Here is a 25,734-nt window from a genome sequence, read left to right as displayed (position 1 = left end):
CATATTTAAGGAAGAGCGATGCGCTGTCAACCACAGTACAAAGGACAGGTTTACATCTGGTCAAAAAACAAACAGTCGTGTCTGCTGTGCGATGAACCCGCAGACGGCATCGCCCCGGTCTGCACTGCCTGCGAAACCGAGTTGCCCTGGCTTGGCGCTCACTGCCATACCTGCGCCCTGCCGCTCCCGGCCGCGGGCCTGACCTGCGGCCATTGCCTGAAGCAGCCACCGGCCTTTGAACACGTGATTGTCCCCTGGACCTACAGCTTTCCGGTCGACAGCCTGATCACCCGCTTCAAACACAACGCTAAGTGGCCGTTTGGCCGCTTACTCGCCGAACTTCTCGCTCAATACCTCCAACATCGCTTCGAAGACGGTCTGCAGCGACCCCATGCGCTGATTCCGGTACCGCTGGCCAACCGGCGCCTGCGCCAGCGCGGGTTCAACCAGGCGGCGATGCTTGCCCGCTGGTTGAGTGACGCTCTGGACATTCCTTGCGACGAACGGTTATTGCTGCGAACCCAGGACACCGATGCCCAACAGGCCTTGAATGCCCAAGCGCGCCGCAAGAATTTGCGCAACGCTTTCAGCCTGATACCCGGTGCCGCCGTCAAAGGCCGGCACCTGGCCCTGATCGACGACGTCCTCACCACCGGTGCCACGGCCCAGGCCCTGGCCTGGCTGTTGATCGACGCCGGTGCCGCGAGGGTCGACGTCTATTGCCTGGCCCGCACGCCCAAGCCCGGCGATGCGGTTTGACCTGAGCGCACAAAACCTGTGGGAGCGAGCCTGCTCGCGATGACGGTGTATCAGACACGCCAATGTTGAATATGATGAATTCATCGCGAGCAGGCTCGCTCCCACAAGGATTGTGGCGTGGCTTGACTCCCAGGCTTTCAGCCGCCACCGTCCTCCCCATCGCCACCACCCAAAGCGACTTGCCATGTCTTTGCCCACCTTGTTGTCCCAGCACATTGTCCGCCGTCCGCAGCGCATCGCCCTGCTGCAGCACATCGCCGAGCAAGGCTCGATCACCCGTGCGGCAAAAAGCGCGGGCCTGAGCTACAAGGCTGCCTGGGATGCCATCGATGAGCTGAACAACCTGGCGCAGAAGCCGTTGGTGGAGCGGATTGTTGGCGGCAAGGGTGGGGGCGGTGCCCGTCTCTCCATAGAAGGCGAGCGGGTGCTGCGGCTGTACCAGAAGCTGCAAGCCTTGCAGGCCCAGGTGCTGGAAGCCGCTGAAGATGCCAGCGACCTCGACCTGCTCGGGCGCTTGATGCTGCGCACCAGCGCGCGCAATCAGTTGCACGGCAAGGTGATGACGATCGAGCCCCAGGGACGCAACGACCTGATTCGCCTCGAAGTCGCCGAAGGCTTGATCGTCGATGCGCAAATCACCCACGACAGCACCGAGCGCCTGGAACTGCAAATCGGCACCGAAGTCGTGGCCTTGATCAAGGCCGGCTGGCTCGATGTGCTGGAGGTCGATTCAGCCGAAACGCCGGGAAACAATTGCCTGAAAGGCACCATCGAGAAAATTCTCGACGCCGACGATGGCCCCAGCGAAGTGCGCATCACACTGCCTAACGGCCTGACCCTGTGCGCGCTGGACGAACCAACGCATCTGCAGGCATTGGGGCTGACCTGCGGCAAACCCGTGCGCGTGGAGTTTTCGCCCTCCAGGGTTCTGCTGGGTACACCGCTTTAAGCAAACTGCAACAAAAGGTTCATTACTCATCATTAAGGTGTCTGCAAAACCGCAGGGAGCCTGAAATGAGCCTATTAGAAGAAAACCAGTCCACCGACCTCGAAACCATGGTCGGCCTCAGTCGTCGCAGCTTCATCAGCGCAGGTGCCCTGTGCGGCGCAGCGATGTTCCTCGGCGGCAACCTGCTGAGCCGCAGCGTGATGGCCGCCAGCGTAAGCGCCGGTAACAGCCAGTTGCTGGGCTTTGACAGCATTGCCGCCGCCACCAGCGACTCCATCACCCTGCCACCGGGCTACAAGTCCTCGGTGCTGATCAGTTGGGGCCAGCCCCTGCACAAGGACGGCCCGGCGTTCGACCCGAGCGGCAACGGCAGCGCCGAGCATCAGGAGGCCCAGTTCGGCGACAACAACGATGGCATGAGTCTGTTCGAGTTTCCGGGCGAAAAAGACCGGGCGCTGATGGCGATCAACAACGAATACACCAACTACCGCTACCTCTACGCCCACGGCGGCATGCCGCAATCGGCGGAGGACGTGCGCAAGGCGCTGGCCTGCGAAGGTGTGTCGGTGATTGAAGTGCAGCGCAAGAATGGCCAATGGCAATTCGTCCAGGGCTCGCGCTACAACCGCCGGATTCACGGCAATGCGCCGATCAGCCTGAGCGGTCCGGCCGCCGGTCACGCACTGCTGAAGACCAGCGCCGATCCCCACGGCAAGAACGTCCTCGGCACCTTCCAGAACTGTGCCAACGGCAAGACGCCGTGGGGCACCTATCTGACCTGCGAAGAGAACTTCACCGACTGCTTCGGCAGCAGCAACGCCGAGCAGAAGTTCGACCCGGCGCAAAAACGCTACGGCGCGGTGGTGACCAGCAAAGAGATCAACTGGCACCAACACGACGAGCGCTTCGACCTGGCCAAGAACCCCAACGAGCTCAACCGTCACGGCTGGGTGGTGGAAATCGATCCGTTCGATCCACAGTCGACGCCGGTCAAACGCACTGCCCTGGGCCGCTTCAAACACGAAAACGCCGCCCTGGCCGAAACCGGCGATGGCCATGCCGTGGTGTACATGGGCGACGATGAGCGCGGCGAGTTCATCTACAAATTTGTCAGCCGCGACAAGATCGACCACAAGAACCCCAAGGCCAACCGCGACATTCTCGATCACGGCACCCTCTATGTGGCGCGTTTCGATGCAGGGGACGGCAACGCCGATCACCCGAAGGGCCGGGGTGAATGGATCGAACTGACCCACGGCAAAAACGGTATCGACGCCAGCAGCGGCTTTGCCGATCAGGCTGAGGTGCTGATCCACGCCCGTCTCGCCGCCAGTGTGGTGAAAGCCACGCGCATGGACCGCCCGGAATGGATCGTGGTCAGCCCCAAGGATGGCCAGGTCTACTGCACGTTGACCAACAACGCCAAGCGCGGCGAAGACGGGCAACCGGCGGGCGGACCGAACCCGCGGGAGAAGAACGTCTACGGCCAGATCCTGCGCTGGCGCACCGAGCGCGACGATCACGCCTCACACACCTTTGCCTGGGACCTGTTTGTGGTGGCCGGCAACCCGGCCGCACATGCCGGGACGCCAAAGGCCGGCTCGTCGAACATTACGCCGCAGAACATGTTCAACAGCCCGGACGGTTTGGGCTTCGACAAGGCCGGACGCTTGTGGATCCTGACCGACGGTGATGTGAGCAACACCGGTGACTTTGCCGGCATGGGCAATAACCAGATGCTCTGCGCTGATCCGGCGACCGGCGAGATTCGCCGCTTCATGGTCGGGCCGGTGGGCTGCGAGGTGACCGGGATCAGCTTCTCGCCGGACCAGAAAACCCTGTTCGTCGGAATCCAGCACCCGGGTGAAAACGGTGGCTCGACCTTCCCCGAGCATCTGCCCAATGGCAAGCCGCGGTCTTCGGTGATGGCGATTTCGCGGGAAGATGGCGGGATCGTCGGCGCCTGATCCCGCCTCTTCGCGGGCAAGCCCGCTCCCACAGGCTTATGCGCAGATTCCAAATCAGCGCCAATCCTGTGGGAGCGGGCTTGCCCGCGAAGGCGTCAGCCCAGACACCACACATCTCAAGCCCACCCCCTAAAGCCCTGCCGTCTGCGCTACCATGCCTGGCCGGACGCAGCAGCCTGCTGCGCGCAGGAGTCAGCATGGCCCACCCGTTTGAAACCCTTACGCCAGACCTCGTGCTCGATGCCGTCGAAAGCATCGGCTTTCTCAGCGACGCGCGCATCCTGGCGCTCAACAGCTACGAGAACCGCGTCTATCAGGTCGGCATCGAAGACGCCGAGCCACTGATCGCCAAGTTCTACCGGCCGCAACGCTGGAGCAACGAAGCGATTCTGGAAGAACACCAGTTCACCGCCGAACTCGCCGATTGCGAGGTGCCGGTCGTGGCGCCGTTGATTCACAACGGTGAAACCCTGCACGAACACAGCGGTTTCCGTTTTACCCTGTTCCCCCGCCGCGGCGGCCGCGCACCGGAGCCGGGCAACCTCGATCAATTGTATCGCCTGGGCCAACTGCTCGGACGCCTGCACGCGGTCGGCTCGACCCGGCCGTTCGAGCACCGTGAAGCGCTGGCGGTAAAAAACTTCGGCCATGACTCGCTGGCCACGTTGCTCGACGGCAACTTCATCCCCCGCAGCCTGCTGCCGGCCTACGAGTCGGTGGCCCGCGATCTGCTCAAGCGTGTGGAAGATGCTTACAGCAACACGCCGCACCAGAACATCCGCATGCACGGTGACTGCCACCCCGGCAACATGATGTGCCGCGACGAGATGTTTCATATCGTCGACCTCGACGACTGCCGCATGGGGCCGGCGGTACAGGACATCTGGATGATGCTCGCCGGTGATCGCCAGGATTGCCTGAGCCAGTTGTCGGAACTGATGGATGGCTACAACGAATTCCACGACTTCGACCCGCGTGAACTGGCGCTCATCGAACCCTTGCGCGCCCTGCGTCTGTTGCACTACAGCGCGTGGCTCGCCCGTCGCTGGGACGATCCGGCGTTCCCCCGCAGCTTTCCGTGGTTCGGCACCGAGCGTTACTGGGGTGATCAGGTGTTGGCACTGCGCGAACAACTAGCGGCGCTCAATGAAGAGCCGTTGAAGCTGTTTTAATCGAAAATCAAAAGATCGCAGCCTTCGGCAGCTCCTACAGGGCTGCGATCTTTTTTCTGACACGACACATCTATACAACCACCTTACAATCCCTTCTTTGTTAGCTGCCTAAGCAAGGATTCTGCATGCAAGCCGCCAACCCGCGTCGCGGGTACATTCTGGGCCTGAGTGCCTACATCATCTGGGGACTTTTCCCCCTCTACTTCAAAGCCATTGCCAGCGTGCCCGCCGTGGAAATCATCATTCACCGGGTATTGTGGTCGGCACTGTTCGGCGCCTTGTTGCTGATGGTATGGAAGCATCCCGGCTGGTGGCGCGAGCTGCGGGAGAACCCCCGACGCCTGGCGATCCTGGCCCTGAGCGGTGCGCTGATCGCGGCCAACTGGCTGACCTACGTCTGGTCGGTGAACAACGGCCGCATGCTGGAGGCCAGCCTCGGTTACTACATCAACCCCTTGGTGAACGTGTTGCTGGGCATGCTGATCCTTGGCGAACGACTACGGCGCATGCAGTGGATTGCCGTCGGTCTGGCGGCTGTAGGTGTGGCACAACAGGTCTGGCAAGTCGGCAGCCTGCCGTGGGTGTCGCTGGTGCTGGCACTGACCTTCGGATTCTACGGGCTGATTCGCAAGCAGGCGCCGGTCAAGGCACTACCGGGGCTGGTGGTGGAAACCTGGATGCTGGTGCCGATTGCCATTGTCTGGTTGCTGTTCAATCCGACCGCCCACAGCGCTCAGGCCGAGTTCTGGACCACGTCAGAAGCCTGGTGGCTGGTGGCAGCCGGACCGGTCACGCTGGTGCCGCTGGTCTGCTTCAACGCGGCTGCACGGCATTTGCCCTACACGACACTGGGCTTTCTCCAGTACCTGGCGCCGACATTGGTGCTGCTGCAAGCGGTGTTGCTGTTTGGCGAGCACCTGTCGTCCAGCACCCTGGTAGCGTTCATGTTCATCTGGGCCGGTCTGGCGGTTTACAGCGTGGATGCGTGGCTCAGTTTGCGTCGCCGCAGCTGATCAAAAAACATACAAACCTCTACAGGCCACGAGCTCCGTGGCCTGCACCATTCCTTCCCAAGGTTATCCACAGCGTGATCCCCGCTGATTGTGCGCAAGTGGCTGAAACTGCTGGTTTTTTGATCAGATCCCGAAGAACCCCGGTCGGCGTGGCCTGGCGGGGTGTCTCTACAGGTTATCCACAAGCCGGTGCACGTTTAACTTGGATAACCTGATCAGGGCTCACTGCGCAGCACCAATTCGACCATCAGATCGTCGGCCAGGGTTTCAAGGCGTGATTGCAGGACGTCCAGCGACAGCGTCAGCGGAACGGCAAGAATCGCTTCGGCATGGAACAACGGCTCGCTGCTCATCGGTGCCGGGCGCACTTCGGTAACCAACCGTTCCAGACTCACCCCCTGCTCGTTCAACAAGCGTGTGATGTCACGCACGATCCCCGGGCGATCATTGCCCACCAGTTCCATCGCGATCGGCTTCCAGGTGCAGGATTGTTCGATGCTGCTTTCGGCGATCAATACGCGAATGCCCTGGGTGGACAAGCCTTGCAGGGCATCGACCAATTCGTCATAGGCCTCGGCCGGCACTCCCACCCGCAGAATGCCGGCGAATTGTCCGGCCATGCGCGACATGCGGCTTTCCAGCCAGTTGCCGCCGTGCTCGGCAATGCATTGGGCAATGCGCTCGACTTGCCCGGGCTTGTCCGGTGCAAAAACGGTGAGTACGAGGTGGTCCATGGCGCAGCCCTCTGGTCATGATTTTTGTTGCAGAGAACCAAGTATAGGCAAGGGTTGGACCTGCGCCGACAGGTCAGGCGCCTTCGCGAGCAGGCTCGCTCCCACAAGGGTTGCGCGGGCCTTTGTGGGAGCGAGACTGCTCGCGAATGAAGGCACCGCCGATCTGACCGGCCCAACAAATCGTGTACAAGTTTTGATATTTAACTGGAACAATCTACTGGTTTTTTGAGAACATCCTGTTCCGCGCCGTGACCGCAATGCGTCATGGGGTCGCAGAACGACGTAATTAGTCTAATTTTCACAACCGCAATTCATCATGTAGTATGCCGCAGCGCGCACTACATAACGTTGGATCGATGTCTGCCGCCGGCACGTTCGCAACCCTGAAAGCCCTGTCAGCAAGGCCCCAAGCCGTTGATTGGTCCCAACCCAGCCGCCCGTCATGGGCATGTACTGGCAGAGGGGTTTGTGGTTTAAATGGCCAAAGGCTTCATTGTTAAATTGAAGAGCTGAAAAGCGAAATAGCTGAGCAGAGTGAGGCAAGCAATGACTGAACACGTTCAAGTCGGTGGCCTGCAGGTCGCCAAAGTCCTGTTCGACTTCGTGAACAACGAAGCCATTCCCGGTACCGGCCTCACCGCCGATAAGTTCTGGGCCGGTGCCGACAAGGTCATCCATGACCTGGCGCCGAAGAACAAAGCCCTACTCGCCAAACGCGATGATTTCCAGGCTCGTATCGATGGCTGGCACCAAACGCGTGCTGGTCAACCACACGACGCCGTGGCCTATAAAGCCTTCCTGCAAGACATCGGTTATCTGCTGCCAGAAGCGGCCGATTTCCAGGCAACGACGCAAAACGTCGATGATGAAATCGCCCGTATGGCCGGCCCGCAGCTCGTGGTGCCGGTCATGAACGCCCGCTTTGCGCTCAACGCCTCGAACGCCCGCTGGGGCTCGCTGTACGACGCGCTCTACGGCACCGACGCCATCAGCGAAGCCAACGGTGCGGAAAAAGGCAAAGGCTACAACAAGGTGCGCGGTGACAAGGTCATCGCCTTCGCCCGTGCCTTCCTCGACGAAGCAGCGCCATTGGCGGCCGGCTCCCACGTCGATTCCACCGGCTACAAGATCGTCGACGGCAAACTGGTGGTCGCCCTTAAAGGCGGCAGCAACACCGGCCTGCGCAACGACGCTCAGCTGATCGGCTTCCAGGGCGATGCCGCTGCACCGACCGCGATCCTGCTGAAAAACAACGGCCTGCATTTCGAAATCCAGGTCGACGCCAGCACCCCGGTCGGCCAGACGGACGCGGCCGGCGTCAAAGACATCCTGATGGAAGCCGCACTGACCACCATCATGGACTGCGAAGACTCGGTTGCCGCCGTCGACGCCGATGACAAAGTGGTGATCTACCGCAACTGGCTCGGCCTGATGAAGGGCGATCTGTCGGAAGCCGTCGCCAAGGGCGGCCAGACCTTTACCCGCACCATGAACGCCGACCGTACCTACACCGCGGTCGATGGCAGTGAACTGAGCCTGCACGGTCGTTCGTTGCTGTTCGTGCGCAACGTCGGTCACCTGATGACCATCGACGCGATCCTCGACAAAGAGGGCAACGAAGTGCCGGAAGGCATTCTCGATGGCCTGGTGACCTGCCTGTCGGCGATCCACAACCTCAACGGCACCAGCTCACGCAAGAACAGCCGCACCGGCTCGGTCTATATCGTGAAGCCAAAGATGCACGGCCCTGAAGAAGCCGCGTTCACCAACGAGCTGTTCGGTCGTATCGAAGACGTGCTGGGCCTGCCACGCAACACCTTGAAAGTCGGGATCATGGACGAGGAGCGTCGTACCACGATCAACCTCAAGGCCTGCATCAAGGCGGCGAGCGAGCGTGTGGTGTTCATCAACACCGGTTTCCTCGACCGCACCGGCGATGAAATCCACACCTCCATGGAAGCCGGCCCGATGGTGCGCAAGGCGGACATGAAGGCGGAAAAATGGATCGGCGCCTACGAGAACTCCAACGTCGATATCGGTCTGAGCACCGGACTGCAAGGTCGCGCGCAGATCGGTAAAGGCATGTGGGCCATGCCGGACCTGATGGCAGCGATGCTCGAACAGAAAATCGCTCACCCGCTGGCCGGTGCCAACACCGCTTGGGTACCTTCGCCGACTGCCGCTGCACTGCACGCACTGCACTACCACAAGGTCGACGTGTTCGCCCGTCAGGCCGAACTGGCCAAACGTGCCCACGCTTCGGTAGACGACATCCTGACCATCCCGCTGGCGGTGAACCCGCAGTGGACCGCCGAACAGATCAAGAACGAACTGGACAACAATAGCCAGGGCATTCTCGGTTACGTCGTGCGCTGGATCGACCAGGGCGTCGGTTGTTCGAAAGTGCCGGACATCAATGACGTCGGCCTGATGGAAGACCGTGCCACGCTGCGTATTTCCAGCCAGCACATCGCCAACTGGCTGCGCCATGGCGTCGTCACCGAAGAGCAGGTCATGGAAAGCCTCAAGCGCATGGCGCCGGTGGTTGACCGGCAGAACGCCGGGGACGCGCTGTACCGTCCGCTGGCCCCGAACTTCGACAGCAACATCGCCTTCCAGGCGGCGGTCGAACTGGTGGTCGAAGGTACCAAACAGCCAAACGGCTACACCGAGCCGGTCCTGCACCGTCGTCGTCGCGAGTTCAAAGCAAAGAACGGGTTGTAATCCAGTTCACTCCACAGCAATCCCCCGGTTGAAAAACCGGGGGATTTTTGTTTCTGCCTCCTGCAGATGCAGGGCTATCTCCGGTAGCGCAACGCATTGGCAGCGATGTGCTGGCCTATTCTCGATGCATTCATGAACAAGGCAATTCCAAGGACCGTGATGATGAGAGCAAACAGTTTTTCACCACCAATGGGTTCATCGAGTACATACCACGAGGTCAAAATACCCGATATCGGAACAATCACTGACAACGGTGCAACCAGGCTCGCCGGATATTTCTCAATCATTCGGTTCCACACCCAATATCCGAATACTGTCGCCACATAGGCCTGGAACAGGACAGATACCAGCACCGGAGCAGTTATGTCCGTTAACAACGTTTGGAAGGGGGCAGCCCCCTTGACCCAGTAAGTCATCAGATATAACGGCGGTGTTGCATACAGACTCGACCAAACGACAAAGGAAAATACATCAACCACCTTGCTTTTCTTGACTAGCACATTGCACAAACTCCAGAAGAATGCACCGAGGAGTATCAGGAAAAGGCCAAAGCTTTCGGCATAACCGTCCGTTACATGAATAATAAACATCAGCCCCAGCAACGCCATGAGAATACCAGCCACATGTATTCCCGTCATTTTCTCCCCAAACAGCAATACCCCCCAGATGACCGTAAAAAATGCACTGAATTGCAAGAGCAAAGATGTCACGCCGGCACTGACACCAAGAAACATGCCATAGTTCATCAGCCAGCACATTCCGACACCAAACAACAAACCGTAAACTATAGTTACAAAAGTGCTGATACCCTTCGGCTTCGGGATGAAGAACACCAATGGCAATGCACAGAAAGTAAAACGCAACGCTGTCAATATGAACGGATCGATACCGTCAAGACTGATATCAATTACCGTATAATTACTACCCCACATGACTGTCACACCGATAATAAGTACAAGATCGCGAAACTCCATTTTCTTTATCATATCGTCCTCATTGCGATACACATCCACACAATCCAGGAGGAGCAATGCCCTGACCCTTGACAGCATTTTATCCGCAGGAACTAGCCGAAGTCTGAATACACCACAACCATCGGCATAAACATACCGCTAAAACCGGAGAGCAAAACTGACAACCTGAAGAGTGCTATAACAGATTTTATTAAACCAGGCACGACATCAAACAAATGTCTGCATTGATTTCAGGAAGTGAACGATAGCTGAATTATGGATAGAAAAAATAAGCTATTTGTGAGTAGCTTTTTCGCAAACCGATTAGATAAACTTAATTACAAGTTAAACCCACAAAAATAAATCGAACCTGTAATTAACAATTACAGGAGGTCAGTTATTTAATGCCCAATTCGCGTTTTACCAGTGCCAGCAAATGACTGGCATCGATCGGCTTGAGCAGAAAGTCCACCACATTCAAATGCATCGCCGCAATGGCATCCTTCACGTCGGCGTCACCCGACACTATGATGATCGGCAATGCCGCCCGCACCGACTCGCGTACCTGACGGATCAGATCCAACCCATCTACATGGCCCATCCGCAGGTCGGTGATCAGTAATCCGATCGAGAGCTTTTTGATTTCTGCCTCAGCCACCAGGATATTGAGTGCCGCTTCGCCACTGGCTGCTGTCCTGCTGCGAATCCCCTCCAACGCAAGAATCTCTGACAGCAGTTCCCGGGCGTCTTTATCGTCGTCGACGATCAACACCCGTTGCAGGGGCAGATCAGGCTCCAGCATGACGGCACTCAGCGCTTCGCGCTCGGCGTCGCTCAAAATATCGTGGTCGGACATGGCTTTCTCTATATGTTCAATACAATTCCCTAGCACAGTGGTGAGACATCGCTAAGCAGACCATCAATGTGCACCTGGTCGGAAAATTTTCCAATAGGGCAGAAGAGAGGTTTTTTCGCACGATTGCGTAGGATTCTTCCGACATTTCAGGGCACTAACGGACTACCTAGACTTACGTCCAATGGGCACCCCGGCTACAGGGGTCGACCATGTCCAAGTCATCCGACTACAACAATTCAAAAAAGACTGCGGTAATGGTTATGAGTAAAGCGGACGCCTTCACACAGGCAGGGAAAACCGCGGTGTTGCAGAACATCCAGGGCACGTTGCAATTCCTTCAGCGCTTCCCGCCGTTCAACCAGATGGAACACGCGCACCTGGCGTATCTGGTTGAGCAATGTCAGCTGCGTTTCTACGCCCCCGGCGAGAGCATCATCAAACCCGCCGACGGCCCGGTCGAGCACTTCTATATCGTCAAGCAAGGTCGGGTCGTGGGCGAGCGTCCGGATACGGCAAAAGGTGGCACCGAAACGGTCTTCGAGATCACCACCGGCGAATGTTTTCCCCTCGCGGCGTTGCTGGGTGAACGGGCCACCCGTACCGAGCACCTGGCCGGCGAAGACACCTTTTGCCTACAACTGAACAAGCCGGCGTTCATCCGCCTGTTTTCGCTATCGGACACCTTCCGCAACTTCGCCCTGCGCTGCGTCAGCAGCCTGCTGGATCAGGTCAACCAGCAAGTGCAGCAAAAAGCCGTGGAAACCCTCGGCACCCAATATTCGCTCAATACCCGACTGGGTGAATTGGCCATGCGCCACCCGGTGTCATGCGCCCCGCAGACGCCCTTGCGCGAAGCCGTGACGTTGATGCACGAACAACAGGTCGGCAGCATCGTGGTGGTCGATGAACTCAAGGCGCCACTGGGGATTTTCACCCTGCGCGACCTGCGTCAGACCGTGGCCAACGGCAGCAGTGATTTCAACGAAGCCATCGAAGGGCACATGACCCGGGCGCCGTTTTTCCTGTCGCCGGATCACAGTGCATTCGACGCGGCGATTGCCATGACCGAGCGCCACATCGCCCATGTCTGCCTGGTCAAGGACCAACGCTTGTGCGGCGTGGTTTCCGAGCGCGATCTGTTTTCCCTGCAACGGGTCGACCTGGTGCACCTGGCGCGCACCATCCGCAACGCGCAGAAGGTGGAAAACCTGGTGGCGCTGCGGGGCGAAATCGGCCAACTGGTCGAGCGCATGCTGGCCCATGGCGCGTCTTCGACGCAGATCACCCACATCATCACCCTGCTCAACGATCACACCGTGTGCCGGGTGATCGAACTGACCCTCGCCGAAAAAGGTGATCCCGGCGTGCCATTCAGTTGGCTGTGCTTCGGCAGTGAAGGCCGTCGCGAGCAGACCCTGCACACCGATCAGGACAACGGCATTCTGTTTGAAGCCAGGGATGCAGCCCATGCCGCCGAGATTCGCGGCAAGTTGTTGCCCATCGCCCAGCAGATCAACCAGAGCCTGGCGCTGTGCGGCTTCACCTTGTGCAAGGGCAATATCATGGCCGGCAACCCCGAGCTGTGCCTGTCCCGGGCCGAATGGGCGCGGCGCTTTGCGGCGTTCATCCGCGAGGCCACCCCGGAGAACCTGCTGGGTTCGAGCATCTATTTCGATTTGCGCGTGGTCTGGGGCAGCGAGCAAGGCTGCGAGCAGTTGCGTCGGAGCATTCTCGATCAGGTCGGCGACAACCGTTTGTTCCAGCGCATGATGGCCGAGAATGCGCTGCGCAATCGCCCCCCCGTAGGGCGTTTGCGCGAGTTCGTGCTGACGCGCAAAAATGGCGAGAAGGCCACCCTGGATTTGAAAGTTCAGGGGCTGACCCCATTTGTCGACGGCGCCCGGCTGTTGGCCCTGGCCCATGGCATCGAGGCTAATAACACGCTGGAGCGTTTTCGCCAATTGGTCGCCAAAGAGGTCATCGAACCCCTGGACGGCGCCGCGTACGAAGAGGCCTATCACTTCATTCAGCAAACCCGCATGCAGCAACATCAATTACAGACCAGGGAAAATTTTCCCTACTCGAATCGGGTCGATCCCGACAGCCTCAATCATCTGGACCGGCGCATCCTGCGTGAGTCCCTGCGTCAGGCCCAACGCCTGCAGAGCAGCCTGACCTTGCGGTATCAGTTATGAGCCTGTTTTCCTGGCTGCGCCCGCCGAGCCCCACCCTGCCCGCCGACCTGCAACATCGCCTGGATCGCTTGCCGGCCGCTACCGCCCTGGGCGAATGCAGCCTGCGTGAGCAGCGCTGGGTGGTGCTCGATCTGGAAACCACCGGGCTGAACCTGAACAAGGACCATGTGTTGTCGATTGGCGCGGTGGCGATCGAGGACGGGGCCATCGACTTTCGCCAACTGTTCGAACGCACTTTGCAATATCCGCAAGTCAAACTTGGCCCCAGCGTGCTGATCCACGGCATTGGCCCCAGCGCCATTGCGGCGGGCAGCGATCCCGCAGAAGCGCTGGTGGATCTGATGGAATACCTCGGTGACAGCCCGGTACTGGCCTTCCACGCGCCGTTTGACCAGCACATGCTCGGCCGTGCGCTGAAAGATCACCTGGGCTTCAAGTTGCAGCATCCGTTTCTGGACGTGGCGGACATTGCACCACTGCTATGCCCCCAGGCGCACTTTCGCGAGGCCGGGCTGGACGACTGGATCGACTGGTTCAAGCTCGAAGTCTTCGAACGTCACCACGCCAGCGCCGACGCCCTGGCCACGGCCGAACTGGCGCTGATACTGTTCAACCGCGCGCGGCAGCAGCAGATTCATAGCCCGCTGAATTTGCAACAGCGCTTGAGTCAGTGGAAGCGGCGGCAACAAGCGCCGTCCTTTTAGAGCTGTATGTAATCCTGTGGCGAGGGGGCTTGCCCCCGTTGGGGCGCGAAGCGGCCCCCGCATTTTCCAGTTAAAACGCATTTGCTGATTTTACGACTGCTTCGCAGCCGAACGGGGGCAAGCCCCCTCGCCACAGGTTTCCGTTCGCCTGCATGGCAAACCACCCGACCAACGCCGATTGCGGACCTCCCGCGCCTCTGCCACAATCGCGAACAATTCTCGTTAGTTAATACTTCCCAAGCGGTGATGCTGCGTGTCGTCAGTCCCAAGCCCTCAAAGTGAGCTCGTCGGTGCGTTATATCGCGACCATCGCGGTTGGCTATTGGCCTGGCTTCGACGCAATGTCGCCTGCCCACAGCGGGCCGAAGACCTGAGCCAGGACACTTTTGTGCGCTTGCTGGGCCGTGAGGAACTGAAGGAACCACGCGAACCGCGGGCATTCCTGGTGGCCATCGCCAAAGGCCTGCTATTCGATTACTTCCGTCGCGCCGCGCTGGAGCAGGCTTACCTCACTGAACTGATGCTGATTCCCGAAGCCGAACAACCGTCGGCGCAAGAGCAGCAGATGATCCTCGAAGACCTGAAAAACATCGACCGTTTACTCGGCAAACTTTCCACCAAGGCCCGGGCGGCGTTTCTCTACAACCGTCTCGACGGTCTTGGCCACGCAGAAATCGCCGAGCGCCTGGGGGTATCGGTGCCGCGGGTACGCCAGTACCTGGCCCAGGGCATTCGCCAGTGCTACATCGCGCTGTACGGTGAGCCGACATGAACCCGCTCGGTTCCAAACCGGTATCGGCCAACGTGCTGGACGCAGCGATTGCCTGGCAGTTGTCCATGGACGGCGCCAACCCGGTAGAGCGCGAAGAATTCGCCAAGTGGCACGCTGCCCACGAAGAGCACGCCCGCGCCTGGCGCCAATTGGGCATGCTCGACCAACGCTTCAGCGCAGCCAGTGGCCCGGCTCGCACTGCCCTGCTGCAATCGCGTGAAGGCATCCGCCGACGGGTGCGCAAACTCGGCAATGGCGTGGCGAGCGTGGTGGCCGTGATCGGCCTGGCGTTATTTGCCGGGCCACGTTACCTGCCGATCGATTACTGGCTGGCCGACCAGCGCACCGCTGTTGGCGAGCAGCGCACCCTGCGCCTGACGGATGGCACACTGGTCAATCTCAACACCCACAGCGCCCTGGATGTGCGCTTCGATGAGCAGCAGCGGCGCATCGTGCTTCAGGAAGGCGAGATCCTGGTTGAAACCGGTCATGGCGATCCCCGGCCGTTCATCGTCGAAACCCGTGAAGGCAGCATGCGCGCGCTGGGTACGCGGTTTCTGGTCAAGCGCGAAGAAGAAGGCACACGTCTGAGTGTGTTGCAGTCGGCGGTGGCGGTTCACCCAGAGTCCAGCCCGGATGAACAGATTCTGCGCGAAGGCCAGCAGGTGTTGATCCGCAATAACGGCCTGGGCCCGGTTCTGGCCGTCAACTTCGGCGCGGATGCCTGGACCCGCGGCATGCTGGTGGTGGACAACACGCGGCTGGAAGATCTGGTGCATGAAATCGGTCGCTATCGAACCGGTTACACAGGCGTTGCGCCGGAAGTGGCCGATCTGCGCATCACTGGCAGCTTCCCGCTGCGTGACACCGACCTGGCGCTCAATGCCCTGCTGCCGACACTGCCCGTGCAGATCGAACAGCACACGCAATGGTGGGTGAAGGTAATAGCCAAGGCCGAAACAAAGCCCTGAACCTGCACACAGCCCCTTTGTGGCGAGGGAGCTTGCTCCCGCTCGGCTGCGAAGCAGTCGCCAAACCGCAAATGCGGTTTACCTGATAAATCGCGGGGGCCGCTTCGCGACCCAACGGGGGCAAGCCCTCTCGCCACAAAGGCGCACACCTGAAACCCTTCAGTGCTTATTGAATAACTGAATCGAAATTATTTCCATCCAGCCCTATCACTTTCAGATTCTCGTTCGGCACACAGGCAATTGAGAAATGTTTCCATTCAGGAGCCGCCGTATGCCCCGTTCGCTGAACACCCTGTTGCGCCCCAGTTTGCTGGCGGTCGCCGTTGCCCTTTGCACCCCTTTGGCGAGCAGCCAACTGGTCGCCGCTGAACAGGCGTCAAGCGTTCGCGCCTACAACCTGCCAGCCGCACCACTGGCCAGCACCCTGAATCAGATCGCCAGCCAGGCCGGCCTGGCCTTGTCGTTGAACCCATCCCTGGCGGCAGGCAAAACCTCGGCACCCGTCAACGGCCAGTTCGACGCCGCCGGCGCCCTGCGCGAAGCCCTGCGTGGCACCGGGCTGCAACTGGAACAAAGCAGTGCCGGCACCTACAGCCTGGTGGCCGTGCCCGAGGGCGTGATGGCTCTGCCGGCAACCAGCGTGATTGGTGTGGAAGAAACTGAAAGCGCCTGGGGCCCGGTACAAGGCTACGTGGCCAAGCGCACCGCCGCCGGCACCAAGACCGATACCGCGCTGGTCGAGGTACCGCGCTCGATTTCGGTCGTCACTCGCGAGCAGATGGACGACCGCAACGCGCATACCCTTGACGCCGCCGTGCGCTACCTGCCGGGCATCACCGCCAGCAGCTACGGCAGCGACACCCGCGCTGACTGGCTGCGGGTGCGTGGTTTCGAGCCGACTCAATTCCTCGACGGCCTGCCCCTGCCAAAAGGCGTCTACGCCAACCCGAAACAGGAAACCTGGAACCTCGACCGCCTGGCCTTGCTGCGCGGCCCGGCCTCGTCCGTGTACGGCCAGACCCCGCCAGGCGGCCTGCTGGACATGGTCAGCCGTCGCCCGAGCGCCGAAGCCAGCAGCGAAATCCAGCTGCAGTACGGCAGCGACAACCATCGCCAGATCAACTTCGCCAGCACCGGCAAGATCGACGACGAAGGCCGGTTTCTCTATGGCGTGAGCGGCGTGGTGCGTGACGGCGGCACCCAGATCGACCATATCGATGACAAGCGCTACAACATTGCGCCAAGCCTGACCTGGAACATCGACGAAGACACCCGTTTCACCCTGCTGACGCAGTTCACCCGTGACGATACCGGCGTTACCAGCCAGTTCTATCCGATTCAGGGCACCAAGATCGACATGCCGTTCGGCAAGATCTCGCACCACAAGAACCTGGGTGATCCGGACTACGATTTCTACGACCGCACCTATTACGCACTGGGTTATGCCTTCGAACATCGCTTGAACGATGTCTGGCAGTTCCGCCAGAACCTGCGCTACACCAAGTCAGACCTGTCGTTCCAGACGGTGACCGTCAACAGCTACTTTCCCTCTATCGGATTTGTCGTGGACGATGAAGGCAACACCGGGCGCGGCACGACCAATGTCGACGAAGACATCAGCCAGTTCGCCGTGGACAACAACCTCCAGGCCGACTTCGCCACCGGCGACATTAATCACACGCTGTTGATCGGCCTGGACCACCAGCGCAGCAACACCAACTACACCTCGATATTTGGCGGCGCACCGGCCATCAACGTCAACGATCCGGTCTATGGCTTGCCGATCACCCGTCCACCACGCTCCTCGGCGTTTTATGACTATGACCAGAAGACCTACCAGACCGGTCTGTACGTCCAGGATCAAATGGCCCTCGACCAATGGCGCCTGACCCTCGGCGGTCGTGAAGACTGGGTGCATACCGGCACCAAATTCTTCAACAAGGGCGATGCCACCAACACCCAGCGCGACAAGAACTTCAGCGGCAACGCGGCGATCAGCTATGTGTTCGACTCGGGCTTCGTGCCCTACTTGTCCTACGCCGAATCGTTCCAGCCGGCCAGCAATGCCGTCGCCTCGCCGACCGATTCGTTCAAGCCAACCGAAGGCAAGCAGTGGGAACTGGGTATCAAGTACCAGCCACCGGGCAGCAACACATTGCTGACAGCCGCTGTGTATGACCTGACCCAGAAAAACGTTTCCGTCACCAACAATGTGGGCAACGTGACGGTCACCAGCCAGACCGGCGAAGTGAGAGTCAAAGGCCTGGAGCTGGAAGCCGTTTCCGACGTGACCGAAAACCTCAAGGTCACCGCCGCCTACACCCTGGCCAGGTCCGAAGTGCAAGACGGCGCGTTCAAGGGCAATCGCCTGCAACTGATGCCTAACCAGCAAGCATCGGTGTGGGGCGACTACACCTGGCACAACGGCGTGCTCGACGGCTTCGGCATCGGCGCCGGCGCGCGCTACACCGGCAACACTTATGGCGACGAGGCCAACACCTGGCTGGGCAAGGCCGGTGCCTACACGGTGTTCGACGCCGCGGTACACTACGACCTCGGCCGCCTCGACAACAGCCTCAAGGGCGCTTCGCTGGCCGTTAACGCAACCAACCTGTTCGACAAGGACTACATCTCGACTTGCGACAGCTTCTACTGTTACTACGGCGACCAGCGCAGTGTCGTCGCCAGTGCAACGTACAAGTGGTAACAGTTTGAGCCGACACGCCCTATGACCAAGCCGTCCCCAAAGGACGGCTTTGGTTTTTCTGAAGGCCATGAAATGAAAAGTAAAACAATTCGCCGCTGGTCCGCTGTTCATACCTGGACCAGCCTGATTTGCACGGTATTCCTGTTGCTGCTGGCACTGACCGGTCTGCCACTGATCTTCCATCACGAGATCGACCATCTCCTCGGTGATGCCGCCGAGCTGAAGCAGATGCCGGCAGACACCCCGCGCCTTGATCTGCAGCAGCTGGTAGCTGCGGCTGAAAAGCATCGCCCTGGCGAAGTCATGCAGTATTTCGGCTTCGAGGACGACGAGCCCAATGCGGCGATTGCGATCATGGCCCCCACCGCCGGCACCGAGCCCAATTCGTCCCACACCTTCATGCTCGACGCCCGTACCGGCGAGGCCCTGGAGATGCCGTCGGCAAACGGTGGTTTCATGATGGTCATGCTGCGCCTGCACGTGGACATGTTTGCCGGCTTACCGGGCAAGCTGCTGTTGGCGTTCATGGGCATTCTGTTCGTGGTGGCGATCGTCTCCGGCACCGTCTTGTACCTGCCCTTCATGCGCCGCCTGAAGTTCGCCACCGTGCGCCAGGACAAATCCACCCGCCTGCGCTGGCTCGACCTGCATAACCTGATTGGCGTCGTGACCTTGACCTGGGCCCTGGTGGTCGGCGTGACCGGCGTGATCAGTGCCTGCGCCGACCTGATCATTGCCGCCTGGCGCAACGACAGCCTGAGCGCGATGGTCGCGCCGTACCGCGATGCGCCACCGTTGACGCAACTGGCGCCGGCCACCCGTCTGCTCGACATCGCCAAGGACGTCGCACCGGGCATGCAGCCGGACTTCATCGCCTTCCCCGGCACGCGGTTTTCCAGCGAGCACCATTACGCGGTGTTCATGAAAGGCAGCACGCACCTGACCTCGCACCTGCTGACGCCGGTGCTGATCGACGCCAGCACCCTGCAAGTCACCGCCGTGGCCGAGCGGCCCTGGTACATGGATGCCATGGGCATGTCGCAACCGCTGCACTTCGGCGACTACGGCGGCATGCCGATGCAAATCCTCTGGGCGACCCTGGATGTGCTGACCATCATTGTGCTCGGCAGCGGAGTCTATCTGTGGGTGGTGCGGCGCAAGGCTGCCAGGCCTGTGCTGGAAAAAGCGGAGAACGTGGCATGAAGCCCCGGCAGTCGAATTTCTGGAAGGTCTTTGCCATTCCGACCGTCATCGCGGTGCTCAGCGCGGCAGGGCTGTTCGCCGCATTGCTCGGGGATGGTGTGTGGGATTCACTGAGCTGGTTGGGGCTGGGCATCCCGGCTGTGCTGGCCCTGCGCGGCCTCCTGCAACGCCGCTGACCCCCTGTAGGAGCGAGCAAGCTCGCTCCTACAGGGGTATTTGCCATCTTGAGCAATCGCCCCAACACGCTATGCTGCCCGACTCTGCCACCGATCGAGACGCTGCCATGTCCGCCCCGAGCATGACCCTGTACCACAACCCGCTCTCTCCCTTTGTTCGCAAAGTCATGGTGCTGCTGCACGAAACCGGTCAACAGGACCGCGTGGCGCTGCAGACCAGCGTCCTCACCCCGGTTACCCCGGACCCGGCCCTGATCGACGACAACCCCCTGAGCAAAATCCCGGCCCTGCGCCTGGCCGACGGCAATGTCATCCATGACAGCCGGGTCATTCTCGACTACCTCGATCAGCAACACGTCGGGAACCCGCTGATCCCACGCGAAGGCTCGGCCCGCTGGCGGCGCCTGACCCTCGCCTCACTTGCCGACGGGATCATGGACGCGGCCGTGCTGGTGCGCTACGAAGTCGCCCTGCGTGCCCCGGAAAAACACTGGGACGAATGGCTCGACGGCCAGCGCGACAAGATCCGCCGCGCCCTGGCCCTGCTAGAAAAAGACGCGATTGCCGAGCTGACCTGCCACTTCGACGTGGCCGCGATCAGCGTGGCCTGTGCACTGGGTTACCTGGACCTGCGCCACCCGGATCTGGATTGGCGCACGGCGAATCCGCAACTGGCGGCGTGGTACTTCGAGGTGAGCCAGCGGCCTTCGATGATTGCGACGATGCCCAGGCTTTAAGCCTTCGAAAAATCAGCAGTCCGGCTTGTCGGCCGTAAATCGCCGAGCCGGATTCACCGCCGCACCAAACTCACGCAACGCCTTGGCGCCGATCAGCAGCGGATAGTTGAAGCTGCTGCGGTCTGTCAGGTTGACTTCGACCGTGCGCTTGACGTTACCCAGGCACAGCTCCAGATCGACCACCGGACGCTTGGTCGGCGCGACGACCTCGCTGTCCTCCTCGTCCTCTTCGGAGCGGGTCTTGATCTTGCTGATGCGCGCGATCTTGTGTTCATAGACCTGGTTGCCCGCATCCTTGGTGCCCAGGCGGAAACGCACCCAGTCTTCGCCGTCACGCTTGAAGGTTTCGATGTCCTTGGCCGACAGCGACGCGGTCAGGGCGCCGGTGTCCATTTTCGCCTTGAGGACCTGCCCGCCGATTTCCGGCAGGGCGATGTATTCGTAACGGCCGTAAAGGGTCGGCTCGGCGGCCATGACCGGCAGGGCCAGAAGGGAAAGCAGTGCGAGGAGCGGTTTCACGTAGGGCTTCCTTGAAGGATGGGCAGCGAAATTTTAGACCGTGGCCGTTGAATTCGTTCGCAGATATTTGAAGATCAAAGCCCTGTAGGAGCTGCCGAAGGCTGCGATCTTTTGATCTTCAAGACAAAGTCAAAAGATCGCAGCCTTCGGCAGCTCCTACAGGGACGAGGGTATCCAGCCTACCGCCGCCCAGGTGAAGCATTCGTCATAGCGATTTGGCCTGTCGCCCGAAGCTGCTTATCATGGCGCGCCCAACCGCTTCCACGAGTGACTTATGCGCCGCCTGCTCACCGGCTGTTTCGTGACCCTGCTGCTTCTGCTCAATACCCTGGTCCTGATCGGGCCATTGCTGGTGTTTGCCCTGCTCAAGCTGATCCTGCCCGGCCGCTTGCGCGATTTCGCTTCCTGGGCCGTGATGTGGATCGCCGAAACCTGGTCGGAAATCGACAAGCTGATTTTCCGCGTCTGCATCCCCACCCAATGGGACATTCGTGGCGGTGAAGATCTGCGCCGCGATACCTCGTATCTGGTGATCAGCAATCATCAATCCTGGGTCGACATCCCGGCGCTGATCCAGACGCTGAACCGGCGCACGCCGTTCTTCAAATTCTTCCTCAAGAAAGAGCTGATCTGGGTGCCCTTCCTGGGCCTGGCGTGGTGGGCGCTGGACTACCCGTTCATGAAGCGCTACAGCAAGGCGTTCCTGGCCAAACACCCGGAGCTGGCGGGCAAGGATCTGGAGATCACCAAAAAGGCCTGCGAGCTGTTCAAGCGCCAGCCGGTGACGGTGGTCAACTATCTGGAAGGTACGCGCTTCACCGCAGCGAAAAGCGCTCAACAGCAGTCGCCATTCACTCACCTGCTCAAGCCCAAGGCTGGCGGTGTGGCATTCGTGCTGGCGGCAATGGGTGAACAGCTGGACGCCGTTCTCGATGTGACGGTGGTTTATCCGCAGCAGAAGATTCCGGGGTTCTGGGACCTGATCAGCGGCAATCTGCCAAGGGTCATCATCGACATCAAGACCCGCGAGCTCGACCCGGCGCTGTGGCAGGGCGATTACGAAAACGATCCGGTGTTTCGCGAGAAGATCCAGAACTGGGTCAACCAGCTCTGGATCGAGAAGGACCGGCGCATCGACGCCTTGCGCACCGATCGCTACTGAATCAGCTACCGGTGCCGGTGCCGGCGCCCCAGATGTTGCCCAGGCTGCTCAGCAACGTACCGCCGATTCCTTGCTGACCGAGGTACTGCAAGAGCACCGGGGTAAACAGGCCGATCATGCCGCTGTCCATGCCCAGGGCACTGAAGGCGTTGTTCAGGTCGTTGGTGTCCTTGACGTTGCCCAGGGCGTTATCCAGCCCTGCCGCTTTGCCGCTGGAGCCAAGCAGCCCCGCCAACGCGCCCAACTCACCGCCGCCCGAGAGCATGTCGATGCCCGGCACGCTTTTGGCCAATTGCGCGTAGTCGGTCGAACTCAACTGGTTCTTCGCCAGGCCCAGCATCGCCCCGGCGCCGCCGATGGCTTGCTCCGGGGTGATGTCCAATTCACTGAGGGTGCTCAGCAAATCGGCAGTCTGCGGCGTCGGTGCGGCGGTCGCGGTCGCGTCATCGCCCTTCATGCCGGCAATGACATTGGCTGCATCGCTCAGGTTGAACTGTGCAAAGGCCGGACTGGCAGCCAGGGTCAGGAGTGATGCCAGTGCAAAACCGCGTGAAATCTTCATTCAGACATCCTCGATGAACACCGCCCGACAATGGGCGGCGAAAAACTGCCCATTGGACTGACGCCCTCAAGGATTGTTCCCGGCCCTGTAGGAGCTGCCGGAGGCTGCGATCTTTAAAGATCAAGATCAAAAGATCGCAGCCTCCGGCAGCTCCTACAGGGTCGGTGTCGTGGCAAATAGCGATCCACTGCATCCAATCCCACCGTGCCTGCGTATATCAAGTACGGACAGACACTCCTGGCCGATTCTCATCACAAGGATCATCACCATGAAACGCACTTCGATCAAAACGCCATTGATTGCCAGCCTGCTGACCCTGGCCCTTGGTGGCGGACTCGTCCTGAACACCGTGCAAGCGGCGGACATGGGCCACGGCACCGTCACGGTCGGCGGCCAGAGCATGCTGCCGAGCAAGGACATCGTCGATAACGCAGTGAACTCCGCCGATCACACCACCCTGGTCGCCGCAGTAAAAGCCGCCGGCCTGGTTGACACCCTCAAGGGCAAAGGCCCGTTCACCGTGTTCGCCCCGGTCAATTCGGCCTTCACCGCCCTGCCCGCGGGCACCGTCGACACCCTGCTCAAACCGGCCAACAAGGCCACACTGGCCCACATCCTCACCTACCACGTGGTCGCCGGGAAACTCGACATGATGACCCTGTCCGAGAAAATCAGGGCTGGTGGCGGCAAGGCCGAGCTGACCACGGTGGCCGGCGGAAAGCTGTGGGCCATGATGAACGGTCCGCACAACATCACCATCAAGGATGAACAGGGCGACGTCGCTGACATCACCACCTACGACGTGTACCAGTCCAATGGGGTCATTCAGGTCATCGACAAGGTGCTGATGCCGAAAAGCTGAGCCGTGCCGCCGCCCCAGCACATCGGGGCGGCGGTCCGCCCGAGGTGTTCGCCGTGAATGGAACAACTGCACGCCGTGAACTAACCTCTGCCTGCAACCGGCTACCTGCCCCGCTTTCCGGGAGAACCGCCATTCCCATCGCCGATGCCGATCAGCTCAGGCAATTGCTGGCCCAGTGTTCACTGGGCGACCGCCGCGCCTTCGAGACGCTGTACCGCAGTGTCGGCCCGCGCCTGCACGGGGTAGCGTTGCGCTTCATGGGCCGTCCGGACCTGGCCGAAGAGGTGTTGCAAGAGAGCTTCGTGCGCATCTGGAACAATGCATCGCGCTACGAAGCGCATCTGTCGGCGCCGCTGACCTGGATGATCAACATCACCCGTCACCAGGCCATCGACCAGTTGCGCAAACACCGCGATCGGCCATTGAGCGACCTCGAAAAACAGAGTCTCGTGGATGAAAGCCCATCGGCCCACGAGCAACTGGAGAGTGCTCGTGAAGCCAGCGCCTTGAACCGTTGCCTGGACAGCCTCGAAGGCATGCAGCGCCAGTCGATAACCGTCGCCTATTTCCAGGGACTGTCGTGCTCCGAACTGGCCGAACACCTGGCCGCGCCGCTGGGCTCGGTGAAGTCCTGGATCCGCCGCGGCATGGAACGCCTGCGCAGGTGCCTTGAATCATGAACTATCGAACCCCGACCCTGCGCCGCGCCCTCGCCGCCGACTATGCCATTGGCCTGATGCCTGCCACCGCGCGCCGGCGTTTCGAACAGCTGTTGCTGGAAGATGCGGCATTGCGCGCAGAACTGGCACAGTGGCAGGAAAGCCTGGTCAGCCTGACCGATGCCCTGCCGGAGCAGCCGGTGCCGGATCGCGTCTGGCAAGGCATTACCGCGCGAATCGAACCACAAGTGCTGCACGTGCCAGAGAAGCGTCCGTTCTGGAATTGGCTACGAGTGACGGCGGCGGTTGGCTCGCTACTGATCGCAGTGACGCTCGGTGTGCTCTACCTCCCCGACGACGCCCGCTACAGCGCCACGCTGGTGAGCGCCGACGCGCAACCGGCGTTGCGCGTGCTGGCCCACGAGGATTACCTGCAGGTCGAGCCACTGGCATTGGCCGCAATCGGGCCGGATCGCAGCCTGGAATTGTGGGCGATACCGGCGGACGGCAAACCGATTTCCCTCGGAGTGATTCCGCCGAACGGCAAAGGCAAAGTCGAATTGAGCGAGGCGCAGACAGCGCTGATCGGCAAGCCGATTGCGCTGGCGGTCAGCCTTGAACCGAAGGGTGGCTCACCGACCGGGAAACCGACTGGCCCCGTCCTTTATCAAGGTGCTTTGGTTTTGCTTTGACGCGAACAAAGCGCACTTCATGAGCGCGCCTTGTGCCTTTCCTTTCCCTGACTATCACCCTGGCCGTTATCTCGAAACGCCACGCAAACCTATCAATACCGACAGTACACACCGCATCCATCCTCCTCCAACATGACTACTCCAAACCATGTAAAGGAGTACATCATGATACGTAAAACACTCGCGGCAAGCGCCGTATTACTGTCGGTATTCACAACTAACGCCCTGGCAGCAATCGCTGTGTGTCCGTCAGCTGAAAGCATCACACAAAAGGAAGATGGGCCAGGCTATAGCTATTCCGCTCCCGGCCCGAATGGCCGCCTCTGGGTAGGCGAAAACCCCATGGCCGAGGAAGGAGATCTTGAAACCTTCGTGTTCAAACGTGCGCTCTACCGGACTGTCAGCTCCGAAGGAAACTGGGATGTGGTGTCCTGTGATTACGAGGGTGACGGCGATGACGCGGGTGCCCGAATGACACTGTATTCCTTCAATGGGTGGGCACCCGTCAACGGGACGAAGTGGAAGCCTCAGCCCTTTAAAGAACAGGCCGGCGCCTCCCATAAAGTCAACTACTTCGCGCAATGCGAGTCACTTGTCCAAAAGGAATGTGAATTCAACTACAAGTTCCTGACCACGCCCCCAACAGGTCATTGAACACAAAAAAGGGCGACCTCGGTCGCCCTTTT

At 60.2% G+C, this 25,734-nt stretch carries 24 protein-coding genes; 19 read left to right on the top strand and 5 right to left on the bottom strand.

The features are described 5' to 3' along the window. Positions 1 to 18 precede the first annotated feature (18 nt). From KW846_RS02850 to rarD, 5 genes are all read left to right on the top strand, one after another. Positions 19 to 759: a ComF family protein gene (locus tag KW846_RS02850; RefSeq protein WP_218481250.1), complete on the top strand. Its 741-nt coding sequence runs from the start codon at positions 19 to 21 to the stop codon at positions 757 to 759. 184 nt (positions 760 to 943) lie between these two features. Beyond that, positions 944 to 1,708 carry a TOBE domain-containing protein gene (locus KW846_RS02845; protein WP_218481249.1) on the top strand — a complete coding sequence of 255 codons (765 nt, stop codon included), beginning with the start codon at positions 944 to 946 and terminating at the stop codon, positions 1,706 to 1,708. Positions 1,709 to 1,773: 65 nt separating this feature from the next. Continuing rightward, positions 1,774 to 3,675, top strand: a complete 1,902-nt coding sequence (locus KW846_RS02840) for a PhoX family phosphatase (RefSeq protein ID WP_218481248.1) — start codon at positions 1,774 to 1,776, stop codon at positions 3,673 to 3,675. Positions 3,676 to 3,872: 197 nt separating this feature from the next. Beyond that, positions 3,873 to 4,847 (top strand): serine/threonine protein kinase, encoded by a 975-nt coding sequence (locus tag KW846_RS02835; RefSeq protein ID WP_015097103.1) that lies wholly within the window; start codon positions 3,873 to 3,875, stop codon positions 4,845 to 4,847. A 125-nt stretch (positions 4,848 to 4,972) separates the two neighbouring features. Continuing rightward, complete coding sequence (rarD, locus tag KW846_RS02830) at positions 4,973 to 5,860, top strand: EamA family transporter RarD (protein ID WP_218481247.1); 888 nt, start codon at positions 4,973 to 4,975, stop codon at positions 5,858 to 5,860. A 215-nt stretch (positions 5,861 to 6,075) separates the two neighbouring features. On the opposite strand, the gene KW846_RS02825 is transcribed toward rarD, so the two are convergent. Then, a complete protein-coding gene (locus KW846_RS02825; RefSeq protein WP_102700735.1) occupies positions 6,076 to 6,594 on the bottom strand; it encodes a glycine cleavage system protein R in 519 nt (172 codons plus the stop codon). 546 nt (positions 6,595 to 7,140) lie between these two features. On the opposite strand from KW846_RS02825, the gene KW846_RS02820 reads away from it, so the two are divergent. Next, on the top strand, positions 7,141 to 9,318 hold the full coding sequence (locus KW846_RS02820) for a malate synthase G (protein WP_218481246.1): 2,178 nt from the start codon (positions 7,141 to 7,143) through the stop codon (positions 9,316 to 9,318). A 74-nt stretch (positions 9,319 to 9,392) separates the two neighbouring features. Here KW846_RS02820 and KW846_RS02815 read toward each other — a convergent pair whose 3' ends face one another. Both KW846_RS02815 and KW846_RS02810 read right to left on the bottom strand, forming a co-directional pair. Further along, entirely contained in the window at positions 9,393 to 10,304 is a 912-nt protein-coding gene (locus tag KW846_RS02815; RefSeq protein ID WP_218481245.1) for an EamA family transporter, read from the bottom strand. A 364-nt stretch (positions 10,305 to 10,668) separates the two neighbouring features. Beyond that, positions 10,669 to 11,127: a response regulator gene (locus KW846_RS02810; RefSeq protein WP_218481244.1), complete on the bottom strand. Its 459-nt coding sequence runs from the start codon at positions 11,125 to 11,127 to the stop codon at positions 10,669 to 10,671. A 254-nt stretch (positions 11,128 to 11,381) separates the two neighbouring features. Between KW846_RS02810 and KW846_RS02805 the strand changes: the two genes are divergently transcribed. The 8 genes from KW846_RS02805 to KW846_RS02770 all read left to right on the top strand — a co-directional run bounded on the left by KW846_RS02805 (position 11,382) and on the right by KW846_RS02770 (position 20,592). Beyond that, positions 11,382 to 13,322, top strand: a complete 1,941-nt coding sequence (locus KW846_RS02805) for a putative nucleotidyltransferase substrate binding domain-containing protein (RefSeq protein ID WP_218481243.1) — start codon at positions 11,382 to 11,384, stop codon at positions 13,320 to 13,322. Continuing rightward, the gene (locus KW846_RS02800) at positions 13,319 to 14,026 is read left to right on the top strand and encodes a PolC-type DNA polymerase III (RefSeq protein ID WP_218481242.1); all 708 of its coding nucleotides are present in this window, start codon (positions 13,319 to 13,321) and stop codon (positions 14,024 to 14,026) included. The genes KW846_RS02805 and KW846_RS02800 overlap by 4 nt, the downstream gene beginning before the upstream one ends. Before the next feature lie 253 nt (positions 14,027 to 14,279). Further along, positions 14,280 to 14,798 carry an RNA polymerase sigma factor gene (locus KW846_RS02795; protein ID WP_015097109.1) on the top strand — a complete coding sequence of 173 codons (519 nt, stop codon included), beginning with the start codon at positions 14,280 to 14,282 and terminating at the stop codon, positions 14,796 to 14,798. Then, entirely contained in the window at positions 14,795 to 15,769 is a 975-nt protein-coding gene (locus KW846_RS02790; RefSeq protein WP_218481241.1) for a FecR domain-containing protein, read from the top strand. Before KW846_RS02795 ends, KW846_RS02790 begins: the two co-directional genes overlap by 4 nt. Positions 15,770 to 16,040: 271 nt before the next feature. Then, the gene (locus KW846_RS02785; protein WP_218481240.1) at positions 16,041 to 18,476 is read left to right on the top strand and encodes a TonB-dependent siderophore receptor; all 2,436 of its coding nucleotides are present in this window, start codon (positions 16,041 to 16,043) and stop codon (positions 18,474 to 18,476) included. 72 nt (positions 18,477 to 18,548) lie between these two features. After that, positions 18,549 to 19,679, top strand: a complete 1,131-nt coding sequence (locus KW846_RS02780; protein WP_218481239.1) for a PepSY domain-containing protein — start codon at positions 18,549 to 18,551, stop codon at positions 19,677 to 19,679. Next, positions 19,676 to 19,855, top strand: a complete 180-nt coding sequence (locus tag KW846_RS02775; RefSeq protein WP_218473404.1) for a hypothetical protein — start codon at positions 19,676 to 19,678, stop codon at positions 19,853 to 19,855. The genes KW846_RS02780 and KW846_RS02775 overlap by 4 nt, the downstream gene beginning before the upstream one ends. A 107-nt stretch (positions 19,856 to 19,962) precedes the next feature. Next, positions 19,963 to 20,592, top strand: a complete 630-nt coding sequence (locus KW846_RS02770) for a glutathione S-transferase (protein WP_218481238.1) — start codon at positions 19,963 to 19,965, stop codon at positions 20,590 to 20,592. Positions 20,593 to 20,604: 12 nt separating this feature from the next. Here the strand turns inward: KW846_RS02770 and KW846_RS02765 are convergent, their stop codons facing one another. Continuing rightward, a complete protein-coding gene (locus KW846_RS02765) occupies positions 20,605 to 21,111 on the bottom strand; it encodes an ATP-dependent zinc protease (protein WP_218481237.1) in 507 nt (168 codons plus the stop codon). 274 nt (positions 21,112 to 21,385) lie between these two features. On the opposite strand from KW846_RS02765, the gene KW846_RS02760 reads away from it, so the two are divergent. Beyond that, positions 21,386 to 22,273, top strand: a complete 888-nt coding sequence (locus KW846_RS02760; RefSeq protein WP_218481236.1) for an acyltransferase — start codon at positions 21,386 to 21,388, stop codon at positions 22,271 to 22,273. 1 nt (position 22,274) lies between these two features. On the opposite strand, the gene KW846_RS02755 is transcribed toward KW846_RS02760, so the two are convergent. Then, positions 22,275 to 22,835 (bottom strand): DUF2780 domain-containing protein, encoded by a 561-nt coding sequence (locus KW846_RS02755; RefSeq protein ID WP_218481235.1) that lies wholly within the window; start codon positions 22,833 to 22,835, stop codon positions 22,275 to 22,277. Positions 22,836 to 23,103: 268 nt separating this feature from the next. Between KW846_RS02755 and KW846_RS02750 the strand changes: the two genes are divergently transcribed. The 4 genes from KW846_RS02750 (at position 23,104) to KW846_RS02735 (ending at position 25,702) form a co-directional block, all read left to right on the top strand. Then, positions 23,104 to 23,697, top strand: a complete 594-nt coding sequence (locus KW846_RS02750; RefSeq protein ID WP_218481234.1) for a fasciclin domain-containing protein — start codon at positions 23,104 to 23,106, stop codon at positions 23,695 to 23,697. Between the two features lie 53 nt (positions 23,698 to 23,750). Continuing rightward, positions 23,751 to 24,377 carry a sigma-70 family RNA polymerase sigma factor gene (locus KW846_RS02745; RefSeq protein WP_218481233.1) on the top strand — a complete coding sequence of 209 codons (627 nt, stop codon included), beginning with the start codon at positions 23,751 to 23,753 and terminating at the stop codon, positions 24,375 to 24,377. Continuing rightward, positions 24,374 to 25,048 (top strand): anti-sigma factor domain-containing protein, encoded by a 675-nt coding sequence (locus KW846_RS02740; protein WP_218481232.1) that lies wholly within the window; start codon positions 24,374 to 24,376, stop codon positions 25,046 to 25,048. The genes KW846_RS02745 and KW846_RS02740 overlap by 4 nt, the downstream gene beginning before the upstream one ends. 165 nt (positions 25,049 to 25,213) lie before the next feature. After that, a complete protein-coding gene (locus KW846_RS02735; protein WP_218481231.1) occupies positions 25,214 to 25,702 on the top strand; it encodes a DUF3757 domain-containing protein in 489 nt (162 codons plus the stop codon). Positions 25,703 to 25,734: the final 32 nt, after the last annotated feature.

Origin of the sequence: Pseudomonas sp. PDM32, assembly GCF_019219225.1 — a bacterium.
Lineage (GTDB): Bacteria > Pseudomonadota > Gammaproteobacteria > Pseudomonadales > Pseudomonadaceae > Aquipseudomonas > Aquipseudomonas laurylsulfatiphila.
This window is presented reverse-complemented; position numbering and strand designations above follow the sequence as displayed.

Bases quoted from the DNA above. Each gene is read 5' to 3' on its own strand.
- KW846_RS02850 (WP_218481250.1), top strand. From the start codon at position 19: ATGCGCTGTCAACCACAGTACAAAGGACAGGTTTACATCTGGTCAAAA.
- KW846_RS02770 (WP_218481238.1), top strand. From the start codon at position 19,963: ATGTCCGCCCCGAGCATGACCCTGTACCACAACCCGCTCTCTCCCTTT.
- KW846_RS02790 (WP_218481241.1), top strand. From the start codon at position 14,795: ATGAACCCGCTCGGTTCCAAACCGGTATCGGCCAACGTGCTGGACGCA.
- KW846_RS02750 (WP_218481234.1), top strand. From the start codon at position 23,104: ATGAAACGCACTTCGATCAAAACGCCATTGATTGCCAGCCTGCTGACC.
- KW846_RS02835 (WP_015097103.1), top strand. From the start codon at position 3,873: ATGGCCCACCCGTTTGAAACCCTTACGCCAGACCTCGTGCTCGATGCC.
- KW846_RS02775 (WP_218473404.1), top strand. From the start codon at position 19,676: ATGAAGCCCCGGCAGTCGAATTTCTGGAAGGTCTTTGCCATTCCGACC.
- KW846_RS02845 (WP_218481249.1), top strand. From the start codon at position 944: ATGTCTTTGCCCACCTTGTTGTCCCAGCACATTGTCCGCCGTCCGCAG.
- KW846_RS02780 (WP_218481239.1), top strand. From the start codon at position 18,549: ATGAAAAGTAAAACAATTCGCCGCTGGTCCGCTGTTCATACCTGGACC.
- KW846_RS02760 (WP_218481236.1), top strand. From the start codon at position 21,386: ATGCGCCGCCTGCTCACCGGCTGTTTCGTGACCCTGCTGCTTCTGCTC.
- KW846_RS02840 (WP_218481248.1), top strand. From the start codon at position 1,774: ATGAGCCTATTAGAAGAAAACCAGTCCACCGACCTCGAAACCATGGTC.
- KW846_RS02810 (WP_218481244.1), bottom strand. From the start codon at position 11,127: ATGTCCGACCACGATATTTTGAGCGACGCCGAGCGCGAAGCGCTGAGT.
- KW846_RS02820 (WP_218481246.1), top strand. From the start codon at position 7,141: ATGACTGAACACGTTCAAGTCGGTGGCCTGCAGGTCGCCAAAGTCCTG.
- KW846_RS02740 (WP_218481232.1), top strand. From the start codon at position 24,374: ATGAACTATCGAACCCCGACCCTGCGCCGCGCCCTCGCCGCCGACTAT.
- KW846_RS02825 (WP_102700735.1), bottom strand. From the start codon at position 6,594: ATGGACCACCTCGTACTCACCGTTTTTGCACCGGACAAGCCCGGGCAA.
- rarD (WP_218481247.1), top strand. From the start codon at position 4,973: ATGCAAGCCGCCAACCCGCGTCGCGGGTACATTCTGGGCCTGAGTGCC.
- KW846_RS02815 (WP_218481245.1), bottom strand. From the start codon at position 10,304: ATGATAAAGAAAATGGAGTTTCGCGATCTTGTACTTATTATCGGTGTG.
- KW846_RS02805 (WP_218481243.1), top strand. From the start codon at position 11,382: ATGGTTATGAGTAAAGCGGACGCCTTCACACAGGCAGGGAAAACCGCG.
- KW846_RS02800 (WP_218481242.1), top strand. From the start codon at position 13,319: ATGAGCCTGTTTTCCTGGCTGCGCCCGCCGAGCCCCACCCTGCCCGCC.
- KW846_RS02735 (WP_218481231.1), top strand. From the start codon at position 25,214: ATGATACGTAAAACACTCGCGGCAAGCGCCGTATTACTGTCGGTATTC.
- KW846_RS02755 (WP_218481235.1), bottom strand. From the start codon at position 22,835: ATGAAGATTTCACGCGGTTTTGCACTGGCATCACTCCTGACCCTGGCT.
- KW846_RS02785 (WP_218481240.1), top strand. From the start codon at position 16,041: ATGCCCCGTTCGCTGAACACCCTGTTGCGCCCCAGTTTGCTGGCGGTC.